11 protein-coding genes are annotated in these 12,159 nt (G+C 60.2%); 9 read left to right on the top strand and 2 right to left on the bottom strand.

From position 1 onward, the window contains the following. Window positions 1-36 precede the first annotated feature (36 nt). Genes lptM through ARC85_RS06820 form a run of 6 tightly spaced genes read left to right on the top strand, consistent with a single transcriptional unit; the run spans window position 37 to window position 5,595 of the window. Window positions 37-231, top strand: a complete 195-nt coding sequence (lptM, locus tag ARC85_RS06845; RefSeq protein ID WP_286714574.1) for an LPS translocon maturation chaperone LptM — start codon at window positions 37-39, stop codon at window positions 229-231. Between the two features lie 36 nt (window positions 232-267). Further along, window positions 268-1,518, top strand: a complete 1,251-nt coding sequence (gene lysA / locus ARC85_RS06840; protein ID WP_222447622.1) for a diaminopimelate decarboxylase — start codon at window positions 268-270, stop codon at window positions 1,516-1,518. 14 nt (window positions 1,519-1,532) lie between these two features. Beyond that, window positions 1,533-2,459: a diaminopimelate epimerase gene (dapF, locus tag ARC85_RS06835; protein ID WP_286714573.1), complete on the top strand. Its 927-nt coding sequence runs from the start codon at window positions 1,533-1,535 to the stop codon at window positions 2,457-2,459. An 18-nt stretch (window positions 2,460-2,477) separates the two neighbouring features. Next, window positions 2,478-3,227 (top strand): DUF484 family protein, encoded by a 750-nt coding sequence (locus tag ARC85_RS06830; RefSeq protein WP_286714572.1) that lies wholly within the window; start codon window positions 2,478-2,480, stop codon window positions 3,225-3,227. Then, window positions 3,224-4,198 carry a tyrosine recombinase XerC gene (xerC, locus tag ARC85_RS06825; protein ID WP_286714571.1) on the top strand — a complete coding sequence of 325 codons (975 nt, stop codon included), beginning with the start codon at window positions 3,224-3,226 and terminating at the stop codon, window positions 4,196-4,198. Before ARC85_RS06830 ends, xerC begins: the two co-directional genes overlap by 4 nt. Before the next feature lie 11 nt (window positions 4,199-4,209). Beyond that, window positions 4,210-5,595 (top strand): GGDEF domain-containing protein, encoded by a 1,386-nt coding sequence (locus ARC85_RS06820; RefSeq protein WP_014420365.1) that lies wholly within the window; start codon window positions 4,210-4,212, stop codon window positions 5,593-5,595. A 9-nt stretch (window positions 5,596-5,604) separates the two neighbouring features. On the opposite strand, the gene ARC85_RS06815 is transcribed toward ARC85_RS06820, so the two are convergent. Continuing rightward, window positions 5,605-5,838, bottom strand: coding sequence for a DUF2789 domain-containing protein (locus ARC85_RS06815; protein WP_023011756.1), 234 nt, complete (start codon window positions 5,836-5,838; stop codon window positions 5,605-5,607). Window positions 5,839-5,955: 117 nt separating this feature from the next. On the opposite strand from ARC85_RS06815, the gene ARC85_RS06810 reads away from it, so the two are divergent. After that, a complete protein-coding gene (locus ARC85_RS06810) occupies window positions 5,956-8,703 on the top strand; it encodes an ATP-binding protein (RefSeq protein WP_023008370.1) in 2,748 nt (915 codons plus the stop codon). A gap of 13 nt (window positions 8,704-8,716) precedes the next feature. On the opposite strand, the gene ARC85_RS06805 is transcribed toward ARC85_RS06810, so the two are convergent. Next, entirely contained in the window at window positions 8,717-9,082 is a 366-nt protein-coding gene (locus ARC85_RS06805; protein WP_286714570.1) for a hypothetical protein, read from the bottom strand. A 239-nt stretch (window positions 9,083-9,321) separates the two neighbouring features. On the opposite strand from ARC85_RS06805, the gene ARC85_RS06800 reads away from it, so the two are divergent. Beyond that, entirely contained in the window at window positions 9,322-9,930 is a 609-nt protein-coding gene (locus ARC85_RS06800) for a hypothetical protein (RefSeq protein WP_286714569.1), read from the top strand. Further along, window positions 9,908-12,154, top strand: a complete 2,247-nt coding sequence (locus ARC85_RS06795) for a patatin-like phospholipase family protein (protein ID WP_286714568.1) — start codon at window positions 9,908-9,910, stop codon at window positions 12,152-12,154. Before ARC85_RS06800 ends, ARC85_RS06795 begins: the two co-directional genes overlap by 23 nt. The last annotated feature ends 5 nt before the right edge of the window (window positions 12,155-12,159 follow it).

The following is a 12,159-nucleotide window of genomic DNA, read 5'->3' as shown; positions in this document are numbered from 1 at the left end:
GTATACTTCGGCCATTATTCACTCAGGGGATTGGGTATGCAGCTTGGGCTTGTGCGCCGCCTGGCCGTCGCGCTCTCGGTGTTTGTGGTTTTGATGGTATCCGGTTGTGGCCAGAAAGGGCCGCTGTACCGGAACGCGCCGGTGCCCGACGCCGTACCATCGCAGACTGGTGACACCGCGGCAGCCGCAGAAGCGGGCGAGAATGCCGATGAGGACAATGAACGGCCCTGAGCCAGACCACCCCGACCTTAAGCTTTCAGGAACAGCATGGATCACTTCAATTACCGTAACGGCGAACTCTACGCCGAAGACGTTGCCGTTGCCGATATCGCCGAGCGCTTTGGTACGCCAGCCTACATCTATTCCCGGGCGACGCTGGAGCGCCATTACCGTGCTTACGATGAGGCCCTGAAGAATCGCCCTCATCTGGTGTGTTATGCGGTCAAGGCGAATAGCAACCTGGCGGTGCTCAATGTGCTGGCTCGTCTGGGGGCGGGTTTTGACATAGTCTCGGCCGGAGAGCTTGAGCGTGTGCTCCGTGCCGGTGGGGATGCCGGTAAAGTCGTATTCTCCGGCGTTGGCAAGCAGGAGTGGGAAATGAAGCGGGCCCTGGAGGCCGGCGTTCGCTGTTTCAATGTCGAATCCGACACCGAGCTTGATCGCCTGAACAAGGTGGCTGGCGAACTGGGAGTGAAAGCGCCCATTTCCCTGCGAGTGAATCCGGACGTGGATGCGGGCACCCACCCGTACATCTCGACCGGCCTGAAGGAAAACAAGTTCGGCATTGACATTGCTGAGGCGCCAGCAGTCTATGCCCGCGCGGCCAGCCTGCCCAACCTCGATATCCACGGGGTGGACTGCCACATCGGCTCACAGCTGACTTCAGTTTCGCCGTTCCTGGATGCCCTGGACCGGGTGCTTTCTCTGATCGACACCCTGGCAGAGCAGGGCATCCGTATTCGCCATCTGGATATGGGGGGCGGTCTGGGTGTGACCTACAACCAGGAAACCCCGCCGCAACCGGCAGATTATGTGAAAGCGCTCAATGAACGCCTGGGCGATCGGGAGCTGGATCTGGTGCTCGAGCCAGGGCGCTCCATCGCAGCGAATGCGGGTATTCTGGTGACCCGGGTAGAATTCCTGAAGTGCACCGAGCACCGGAATTTTGCCATCATCGATGCGGCCATGAATGATCTGATCCGACCGGCGCTCTACAGTGCCTGGCAGGCCATTATTCCGGTTCGGCCCCATCAGGACAGTGAGGAAAGGCCCTGGGACCTGGTGGGCCCGGTGTGCGAAACCGGCGATTTCCTCGGCAAGGATCGCGCTCTGCGCCTGAAAGCCGGCGATTTGCTGGCGGTGCGCTCGGCCGGGGCCTACGGATTTGTTATGGCCTCTAACTACAACACCCGCAACCGGCCCCCGGAGTTGATGGTGGACGGAGATCAGGTGCACGTGGTGCGGCGCCGGGAAACTCTGGACGACCAGCTGGCGCCGGAAAGTTGCCTGCCGGAATGAGCGGGGAGAACGAGATGTCTCAGCAACGACGCGGCCAGGGCCCGATTCTGCGTTTTACCAAGATGCACGGGCTGGGTAACGATTTCATGGTGGTAGACGCCATCAGCCAGCCATTCCGGCTGGCCCCGGACACCATCCGGGAACTGGCGGATCGCAATTTCGGCATTGGCTTTGACCAGTTGCTGGTGGTGGAACCACCGGGGTTGCCGGATGTGGATTTTCGTTACCGCATTTTCAATGCCGATGGCTCAGAAGTAGAGCAGTGCGGCAACGGTGCCCGCTGTTTCGCCCGTTTTGTGCGCGATCAGCGTCTGACCAATAAACGCGTCATCCGGGTGCAGACCGCCAAGGGTGTGATTGAACTCAAGGTGGGTCGGGACGGCCTGGTGGCCGTCAATATGGGAGTGCCGGAGCTCAATCCACCCGCGATCCCCTTTGCGGCAGATCAGCGCAAGGATGTGTATACCGTCGACGTGAATGGCCAGACGGTCGAGCTGTCGGCCATCTCCATGGGTAATCCCCACGGGGTACTGGTGGTGGACAATATCGATACGGCGCCGGTTGAAAGCCTCGGCCCGCAGTTGGAAAAGCATCCCCGGTTTCCGGCCCGGGCCAACATTGGCTTTCTGCAGGTGATTGATCGCCGCCGTGCCCGGTTGCGTGTATTTGAGCGGGGCTCCGGCGAAACACTCGCCTGCGGCAGCGGTGCCTGTGCAGCAGTGGTGGCCGGTTGTCTCCGTGGCCTGCTGGACAGCCGGGTCGAAGTCGAGCTGCGCGGTGGCCGGCTGGTCATTGAATGGCAGGGGGAAGGTGCCCCTGTTATGATGGAAGGGCCTGCAACCACGGTATTTGAAGGCCAGTTGCGGCTGCCTGGCGAACCCCAGCCCCGGCGCCGCAGGAGTGCCCGCCCGAACACCCGACCTCATAAAAACGGGGCCTGAACCGATCAGGAGAACACGATGACAGAACAAACGGCCCGCCAGAAGGCCGGCGAACTCACCAGGGAACAGGTCGCAGAATATCTGAGGGCCAATCCGGACTTTTTTATCGGCCAGGACGAGCTCCTGCGCAGTTTGACTCTGCCCCATGACAGCGGCCGGGCGATTTCCCTGGTGGAGCGCCAGGTGCACCTGTTCCGGGAACAGCGGGACACGTTACGCCGGGAGCTGGTGGAACTGGTGTCCATCGCCCGCCACAACGACCGGTTGTTCGAGAAAAGCAAACGCCTGCTGATGCAGGTGATTGAAGCCCGTAATCTGCAGGATATGGCCGCTGCCATTGATGACAGTATCCGGGGCGATTTTGGCCTGGATGCCGCGTCGGTACTTCTGTTCAGTGAAACCGGTCAGCTTCAGTCACAGGGTGCCTTGCATATGGTGGATGCGGCCGCGGCACGTGAGCGGTTGGGAAGCCTGCTGGAGGGGGAACGGGCCGTTTGTGGCCAGTTCCGTGAGAATGAGCGTGAATTCCTGTTCCCGGACCGTGACGATCCCATCGCCTCCGTCGCCCTTGTACCCCTGCGCCACGAAGGTCTGGTGGGTGTGTTTGCTGTCGGCAGTTGTGAACCCGGTTACTTTGATCAGAGCATGGGCTCACTGTTCCTGAGCTACATCAGCGACACCCTGAGCCGGCTTTTGCCTCCCATGCTCAAGCGCCATGGTACCGGCGCTCCGGTGACGGACCTGACCGCGGAGACCGGCCAGGGGTGAGCGCGGCGGCGAGTGACCACAAAGGATCAGCGAGCCAGTTGGCGGCGCTGACCGGCTTCATTGGTCATCTGCAATCCGAGAAACGGCATTCACCCCGTACCTGCGAACACTATCAGCGCGACCTTCAGCGCCTGATCTCCTGGCTTGCGGATAATAGCCTCAACGACTGGTCAGAGCTGTCTGCCCACGATGTTCGGCGCTACGTAGCCCGACTCAGCCGGGATGGACTGAGCGGGCGCAGCATTGCCCGGCACCTGTCGTCGATTCGGCGCTTCTACCAGTACCTGCTTCGCGAAGGGCTTGCGAGCGATAATCCAGCTCTGGACATCAGGGCGCCGAAAAGTGGTCGGCGTTTGCCCCGCGTTGCGGATGTTGATCAGATTGGCCAGTTACTGGATGCCACCCCCGAAGACCCCCTCGAAATCCGTGATCTGGCCATGTTCGAGCTGATGTATTCCTCCGGCCTTCGGCTGGCGGAGCTGGCCGGGGCCGATCTGTCGGCTCTGGATCTGAAGGGCCCAGAAATCCGCGTTCTCGGTAAAGGTAACAAGGAGCGCGTGCTGCCGGTCGGCCGTAAGGCCGTGGCGGCGTTGCAACAGTGGTTGTCCTGCCGGCGGGCACTGGTCACCGAGGGTGAGAAGGCACTGTTTGTCAGCCGGCGGGGCACCCGCCTGAGCCGGCGCAGTATCCAGAGTCGCCTGTCTCGCTGGGGTATTCTGCACGGCGCGGACCAGCGTTTGCACCCCCACCTGCTCAGGCATTCCTTTGCCAGTCACATGCTGGAATCCAGTGGCGACCTGCGCGCGGTTCAGGAATTGCTGGGTCATGCGGACATTGCCACAACCCAGGTCTATACTCATCTTGACTTTCAACATCTTGCCCGGGTTTATGATCAGAGCCATCCCCGGGCGCGCCGCCGAACGACCGATCGCACCGGGTGTGAAGAGGAAGAGCATCGTGCCGGCCACTAAGGGAGTAGTTCATGGCATCTGAAGATTCCTGGAAAGAGAAATATCTCAGGGAACTGGAAGAAGCAGAGCATCGGGAAAAACAGTGGGAATCCGAACGTAATCTGCTGGAAAGAATGCTGGTACGAACCAGTCTGGCCTCCGAAGGACAGCGGCCGGAGCTGGATGAATTGCTGGGTCGGTTGCGGGAGGATATCCGTAAGAAGCAGATCAACCTGCAGCACTGGCGGGAACTGCAGGACCAGATTGACCGGCAGATTACCCTGCTGGACGAGCAGGCCGGGCCTCAGGCTGTGTCGCCCACACCGGAACCGCAAGCCCCGGCAGAAGGTGTGGATCTGGCGGATACCACCCAGCGACTGAGAATTGCACGCCGCATCGGCCAGTTACTGGGGCAACTGTTGCAACAGGCTTCCCTGGAGCCGGCCGCAGAAGCAGAAGCCCGGGAATTACAGCAGACCTTGCTGACCAGCAACGACTGGGAAGTGCTCCGGGAGGGGTTGAACCGGGTCGCCGATCTGGTGATTGCCGCCATTACCCGCAGCCAGCGCGAATTCGAGGCCTTCCTGAAACGTCTGGATGAACGCTTGCAGGCGTTGCGGGAGCATTTTGCCCAGCAGAGTGACGCCCAGACTGGCCGGCAGGACGCCACAGCAACGCTGGACCGGGAAATCCGTGCCGAGCTGGACAAGGTGGGGGATGACATCCGCGCCAGCGAGGATATTCAAGCTTTGAAGCAGTCGGTCAGTCAACGCCTGGAATTTATTGGCAGTGCGCTGGAGCGGTTCCGGACGTCGGAAAGCGAGCGTGAAAAACTGCTGGCGAACCAACTGGAAGCCATGCAGGAGAAAGTCGCGGCCATGGAGGCCCATTCGGAACAGATGCAGGCCCAGGTGCGTGAAGAGCGTCAGCGAGCCCTGACCGATCTGCTCACCCAGCTGCCCAACCGTGAAGCCTGGCAGGAACGGCTGTCGTTTGAATACAATCGCTGGTTGCGCTACCGGCACCCGCTCACGGTGGCTGTGCTGGACGTGGATCTGTTCAAGCGCATCAACGATTCCTATGGCCACAAGGCAGGGGATCGCGTGCTGCAGTTGGTGGCCCGGGAGATGAGCACTCGCCTGCGGTCGACGGATTTTATCGCCCGGTTCGGTGGCGAGGAGTTTGTGGTGCTTCTGCCGGAAACGCCCACAGATGAAGCCCGCAAGGTATTGGATTCCCTGCGCGAACATGTATCCGGCCTGCCGTTCCATTTCAGCGGCGAGCCGGTAAGCATTACCTTTTCAGCGGGGCTGACCGGTTTTCAGGACGACGACACCGAAGAGTCGGTGTTTGACCGGGCTGATCGGGCCCTCTATCAGGCCAAGGATGAGGGCCGAAATCGGGTGTCGGTGCTCTGACCCAGCCAATCAGCGCCTTAGCAGGGCATCCAGTTCATCAATCACCTCCGCCCAGTCGCTGTCATCTTCCAGCCCTTCCTCCAGAAAATGGGACTGGCTCTCTGACCAGAAGGGCGCATCCTGGATAGCGACTTCACTGGGTAATGGTGAATGTCGGGCGATGAAATGCTCGACTTCCGATTGACCGGAGGGCAGACCCAGTTGTTCGAACAGGGTGCTCAGGCTGTGTTTGCTGGTGTCCATGGTTACGTACCTCCATCAGCTCATTGGCAAAATGCAATCCTGCCCGTTTGCAGGTATGGTTTTCCTGAAATGTAGTGGACCCGCCGAGGATATCCAGTGAAGTCTCGTTCACAGTTCATGTTTTGCCTCCTGTTGCTGCTTTTTCAAGGGGCCGTGTTGGCGGATCCACCCCAGAATTCGCCGGCGCCCGTACTGGGCGTTGAAGATCTGCGTTGGCTTGCAGAACAGGATGGCTTCAATGTGGGGGTCAGGCATACCCAGGTGCCGCTGGTGTTCGATACCGGGGAGGGGCGCATGGCGGGCATCTGGGTGGACTACCTCAACCGCTTGTCCTCCAAGCTGGGATTGCCCATTGAGCCCTTTCTGATGAACCAGATGCTGGGCACTGAGCGGCCAGAGCCGGACCTGATCCTGACCACCCGACTGCCCGGCGCCCCGGTTATTCCCGGCGTGCGACACACAGCGCCCTTGATGTCACTCACCTACGGGGTGTTTGTGAATGCCGGCGACCCGGCAATCCGGACTCTGTCTGATCTGGAGGCAGCGAAGGTTGTCATTGTCGGCGACGACCCCAATCAGTTTCCGCTGCTGGACCCGGTGGAAAGCTTTACGCCGGTACCGGTTTCCAGCCTGGGTGAGGCGGTCAGCCGGGTTATGTCGGGCGAGGCAGATGCTTTTCTCGGGCCGGTTCCGGTGGTGTCTGACTACCTCGAATCGGCGATGATCAATGGTGTCGGGCTGGCGGTGTTGCTGGATCGGCGACCTGTGGATGTGGTGCTGCAGGTTCCCATTGAGCAGGAGCGCATGTTTCGGGTGTTTGATCGCACGGTATCGTCACTGACCCATCAGGAACATCGCAATATTCGCCAGTCCTGGTTGGCGGGGGAGCTGCCCGAAGTCGAGACCCGAAACGTGGCCCTGACCGCCGGTGAACTGGAATGGCTGGCCAGTAACTCGGAGATTACCGTCGGACTGAGGCCGGACTGGCCGCCGTTCGAGTTTGAACAGGATGGCCGGCCCACGGGGCTGGTCGCCGACTTGCTCAGCCGGCTGGAGAAGGATCTGGGGATTCGCTTCCAGCGAGTGACGGTAGACAGTCGGGCCGGCGCCGAGGAAAAACTGAAATCCGGTGAGCTGGACGTGCTTCCCGGCATGTCCCGCACGCCTCGTACCGAGCAGGAATTCCTGTTCACCCGGGCCTATGTCAACGTGCCCATTGCGCTGGCGATCCGCGACACCGGTCGCTTTATCGGAGACCTGCGTGAACTTCGGGATGAGCGGGTCGGCGTGGTAAACCGCCAGGCCAGTCATGACTATCTGCTGATTAATCATCCGAATCTCGACCTCTATCCCCAGCAGACCGTGGAAGACGGGCTGCTTGCGCTTTCCAACGGCGATCTGGATGTGATGGTGACGCATATCCCGGCGGTAAGCTACACGGTGGCACGGCTCGGTCTGTCGAACCTGAGGATTACCAGTATTACCCCTTACCAGTACGATCTGAGACTGGCGGTCAGCCCGGCCCAGCCTGAGCTCCACCGCATTCTGAACAAGGCGCTGGGCAGTCTGCCGACGTCCGAAACCGAAGCCATCTATAATCGCTGGATTCACCTGGATATCGAACAGGAAGCCGATTACACCGTGGTTCGGCGGATCATTCTGATAGCCATCGTGGTGGTGCTGATCTTCCTGTACTGGAACCGCAAACTTTCACTGGAAGTGGATGAGCGAATCCGGTCCGAGAACGCGCTGCGCCGGAGTGAGGATGAACTCCGTGCCGCCAAGCTTGAGGCGGAGCGGCTGGCCCGGGAAGCGGAGGCTGCGAGCCGTGCCAAGAGCGAATTCCTGGCCAACATGTCCCATGAAATCCGAACGCCTATGAACGCGGTGATTGGCTACAGCGATCTGCTCTACAATTCGGTCACAGATCCCCAACAGCGCAATTACCTCAATGCCATCCGGGCGGGCAGTCGAAGCCTGCTGATGCTGATCAATGACATTCTGGACCTGTCGCGGATCGAGGCCGGCAAGATGCGCCTGGATTTCGGCCCTGTTTCCGTGCGCCGGCTGCTCAGTGATGTCCGCCACATCTTTGACCTGCGGGCGACGGAGCAGGGCATTACCCTGGAAGTAAGCGTGGGATCGGGTATGCCCTCGGCGATGATGCTGGACGAAACCCGCTTGCGACAGGTGCTGTTTAATCTGGTGGGCAATGCCATCAAATTCACCCACGACGGCGGGGTTACCGTGCGAGCGGTCGCCAAGCCGCTGGGCGAGCCGGCGGATGCCGATTCCGAGGTTTGTTACTACCGGCTGGTGGTGACCGTAGCTGACACCGGTATCGGCATAGCCCCGGACCAGCAGGAGCGCATTTTTGAAGCCTTCGAGCAGCAGGAAGGCCAGAGTTCCCGGCGTTATGGCGGTACCGGGCTGGGGCTTGCGATCAGCCGAAAACTGGTGGAAATGATGGGCGGCAGACTGACCGTGAAAAGTGAGGCCAATGTGGGCTCGACGTTCAAGGTGGTACTGCCCAGGGTAGAAGCGACGGTGGAGCAGGCTGATGACGATGGCGCGCCGGAGGAATCCGAGCGCCTGCTGGCCCAGACCATGAGCATGCATGAGCGGGGCTGGCTGCGGGAAAAACTGGCTGAAGACTTCGGTAATGAATGGCAGGAAGTGCGCGAGAGCGGCGACCCGGAACAGATGAAGGATTTTGCCGTGCGCATTATCGAATGGGGGCAGCGGCACCGCTCATCGTCGGTCACGCGCTACGGTGAGAAGCTGCTGGCGGATGTGGAGGCCTTTAATCTGGACGCGGTGAATACCGCCCTGGATGCATTCCCCCGCCTACTGGGACAGGAATAGCCTGGGCTACAGGCTAGAGGCAGTCAAACTGGGACTGGCGGTCAAAGGCCACGGCCACCATGTCGTAGCCGGAATCCGACAGCGAGCGGATCAGTTCACGATCTTTCAGCAGGGTCATGCACACTTTGTGTACGCTGGCCGGGAGTTGTTCGGCGGCCGGCTGTTGGTTCGGAAAGCGGAAATCCACAATCAGGTATTTCCGGTCTACGCTGGCCCGGGCGGGAATGTCCTCGCGCTCGATGCTTTCATAGCCTATGTAGGTGGCTTCGTTGGCCTGAAAAACCTGGCTCATCAATACATCCAGGTTTTCGGCGGATACCTGCGCCGATGACAAGCCGAGCACCAGACCAGAGAGAAGGGCGGTAGTAAAGGTGCGCATGTGAGGCTCCCGAAAGGTAATCTGCGATTCTTGTTAGTGTAACCAAGTGTAAAGTTTGGTTACAGTTGATTGTTGCAGAGTGTGGCGTACTTTTCCTCCTGTGGGCGCTGGATTTTTCAATTGTTTGCAATGCTGAAATGATTTCCGGATGGTAAGGCCCGGCGTTGGTTAATGCCTGTTGTAGCCTGTGATTTCAGCTATCATTGACCAACAGTTGTTGTAAAAGCAGAGGGATAGCCATGTACCAGCTCGTGTTTAAAGGAGAGTGCACGCCAGGCACCGATCTGGAAACCGCTCGCAATAATGCCCGGGCTCTGTTCAAGGCCAGCGTCGAGCAGCTGGACCGCATGTTCAGTGGGCAACCGGTGGTCATTCGTAACAAACTTGAGCAGGTTCAGGCCGAGAAGTACCTGGCAGTGCTGAAAAAACACGGGATGGTGGCGTATGTTCAGCTCATGCCCGGAGCCGGGCCGGCCCAACCCGCACCGGCGTCATCAGCTCAGGCTCAAGCGTCAACGCCTGCCCCGCCTCAGGCCCCGGCACCGAAACCAGAGCAACCGGCGGCGAAATCCGGTGAGACTCCAGCGGTTGAGCCGGGCGACCGCCTACCGGTGGCCGGCGAAAAGGTGGATGATATTCTGGCCGGTTCCGGCCTGAGCCTGGACCCGGTCGGGGTGACTCTGGTTGAGCATCAGGAGGCTGAGGCACCGATGTTTGAGCATCTTGATGACTGGACACTGGCTCCGGCCGGCAGTGATCTGGGGGTAAAACGGGATTTTCCCCCACCGGTCGTGCCGGATACTTCCCATCTGTCACTGGCCGACGATGACAAAAAACAGAGCTCGTGACGGGATTGTGAGCACTCGTTGGCCGTCCTGGTTACTGTGCATTCTGCTTGTCCTGCCCGTATTCCCTTCTGCTTTCGCCGATGCTGGCGCCAGTAGCGCTCGCCCAACCATTGGCCTGGTGCTCAGTGGCGGTGGTGCCAAAGGCATGGCTCATGTCGGGGTACTGCGGGTGCTGGAAGAAATGCAGGTGCCGGTTGATGTGGTGGTCGGTACCAGTGCCGGATCGGCCGTTGCCGCCCTGTACGCCACCGGGATGCCGGTGGAAGAAATCGAACAGCGGTTTATCGGGCTGGACTGGCTGTCCAGTTTTCGCGATGACCCTGGCCGGGCCTATAAGCCGGTGCGCCGAAAGCAGGACGATTGGCGCCTGCCACTGGTGCCGGGCATTGGCGTCGGTTCCGAGGGCGTTCGGTTTGGTGGCGGACTGGTTACCGGCCAGAATCTCGGCTTTATTCTCAACGAGCTGACCCGTAATGCCGCGCTGGTGGATGACTTTGATCAGCTACCCATCCCGTTTCGCGCTGTGGCCACTGATCTGGAAACCGGCGTTGAAGTGGTGATTGGCGACGGCAACCTGGCCGACGCGATTCGTGCCAGTATGAGCATTCCCGGCGTCTACGCCCCGGTGGAAAGAGGCGGGCGATTACTGGTGGATGGTGGGGTAGCCAACAACCTGCCGGTCAGCGTGGCCCGGGACATGGGCGCTGATGTGGTCATTGCCGTGGATATCACCGATCCGCTCATGACCACAGAGGACATGCGCGAGGCCTTTTCAGTGGTCGGGCAGCTCACCACGCTGATGACCCGGCGCAACACCGAATTCCAGCTGGGCCTGTTAACCGAACGCGACATCCTGATCCAGCCAGATCTGCAAGGCTACACCTCTGCCGATTTCTACGACGCGCCGGTGCTGTTTGAGCTGGGGGCCAGCGGAGCCAGGGATCATGCTGTGGCCCTGAACCGGCTGGCAGTGTCTGACTCGGAGTGGCGGGATTACCGTGCCCGGCTCCGGGCCGAGGAACTGGCACCGGGGCCGGTTGTCCGGATCGAATTCCGTAAGGGCGACCGCCTGGCCAGTGATTTTCTGCGCGAGCGGATCCGGCAGAAAGAGGGTGAGCCGCTCGATGTGGAACAACTGGAAGCCGATCTCAAACGCATCTACGGGCTGGGGTATTACGAGACGGTGTCCTGGTCCATGCGGCCGTCCGAGGCCGGCCCCGTGCTGATTATTCAGGCCAGGGAGAAGAGCTGGGGGCCCAACTACCTGTCGTTTGGCCTGAATTATGAGGACAACTTCGACGGCGATACCCGGTTCAATCTGGCCACCGGGTTGCGGATGACCGAACTCAATCGCCTGGGCGCGGAATGGCAGACGGGGCTTCAATTGGGCACTCAGCCCTGGGTGCGTAGCCAATGGTACCAGCCTCTCGATTACGGTTATGACCGGTTTGCGGTGGTTGGGGTGGAATATCGCCGGGATGATTACAGCATCTACGACAACGGTGATCGTATTTCCGAGATTGATGTGACCTTTCGGGAAGTGGATCTGGCCCTTGGCATGGAACTGGGCGGCGATGGCGAAATCCGATTGGGTTTTGTCCGTGGCTATGCCACCGTGGATGACGAAGTGGGCGTTCCGGTTGCACCTTCCGGTAAGGTGCATCAGGGCTACGGCAGCCTGCAACTGGTGCATGATTCCCTGAGTGATGCTTTCTATCCGAAATCCGGTGCTTTTGCCGGTATCCGGGCCAGAGTAGAGCGGGAAGCGTTTGGCAGTGACCGGGAGTTCGATGCCCTCACCGGCATGTTGCTGGGAACCGGCACCTGGCAACGTTTCAATCTCACCGGCTTGCTGTATACCCGGCAGGTCATCAGCGGTGAACCGGGCGTTGAGAACGCAGCGCGCCTTGGCGGCTTTCGGCAGTTGTCAGCCTACGCCCCGGGGGAGATCACAGGAAATGATGCCGCTTTACTGGCGGCCTGGGCCCGGCGTGAATTCGGCGGGCCGGTGCTGCCCTGGTTCACCGGCGTAGGATTTGAGACCGGCAATGCCTGGGAGCAGATGGACGACGCCACCTGGTCGGGGCTGGTGCGATCCTGGAGTGTGTTCGCCGGGGTAGATACCTTCCTGGGGCCGGTACAGCTCTCGGCCGCCTATAACAACGAAGACGAATGGACCGCGTATCTCAATATCGGCTTCTCGTTCACTCAGCTGTTCTACTGAGTTTT

It is taken from the genome of Marinobacter sp. tcs-11 (assembly GCF_002049515.1).
GTDB classification, from domain to species: Bacteria; Pseudomonadota; Gammaproteobacteria; order Pseudomonadales; family Oleiphilaceae; genus Marinobacter; species Marinobacter nauticus.
The sequence above is the reverse complement of the archived record's forward strand: the minus strand, read 5'-3'. Positions and strand labels throughout refer to the sequence as shown.

Coding starts and splice junctions, on each gene's coding strand:
- lptM (WP_286714574.1), top strand. CDS start 37: ATGCAGCTTGGGCTTGTGCGCCGCCTGGCCGTCGCGCTCTCGGTGTTT.
- lysA (WP_222447622.1), top strand. CDS start 268: ATGGATCACTTCAATTACCGTAACGGCGAACTCTACGCCGAAGACGTT.
- dapF (WP_286714573.1), top strand. CDS start 1,533: ATGTCTCAGCAACGACGCGGCCAGGGCCCGATTCTGCGTTTTACCAAG.
- ARC85_RS06830 (WP_286714572.1), top strand. CDS start 2,478: ATGACAGAACAAACGGCCCGCCAGAAGGCCGGCGAACTCACCAGGGAA.
- ARC85_RS06820 (WP_014420365.1), top strand. CDS start 4,210: ATGGCATCTGAAGATTCCTGGAAAGAGAAATATCTCAGGGAACTGGAA.
- ARC85_RS06815 (WP_023011756.1), bottom strand. CDS start 5,838: ATGGACACCAGCAAACACAGCCTGAGCACCCTGTTCGAACAACTGGGT.
- ARC85_RS06810 (WP_023008370.1), top strand. CDS start 5,956: ATGTTTTGCCTCCTGTTGCTGCTTTTTCAAGGGGCCGTGTTGGCGGAT.
- ARC85_RS06805 (WP_286714570.1), bottom strand. CDS start 9,082: ATGCGCACCTTTACTACCGCCCTTCTCTCTGGTCTGGTGCTCGGCTTG.
- ARC85_RS06800 (WP_286714569.1), top strand. CDS start 9,322: ATGTACCAGCTCGTGTTTAAAGGAGAGTGCACGCCAGGCACCGATCTG.
- ARC85_RS06795 (WP_286714568.1), top strand. CDS start 9,908: ATGACAAAAAACAGAGCTCGTGACGGGATTGTGAGCACTCGTTGGCCG.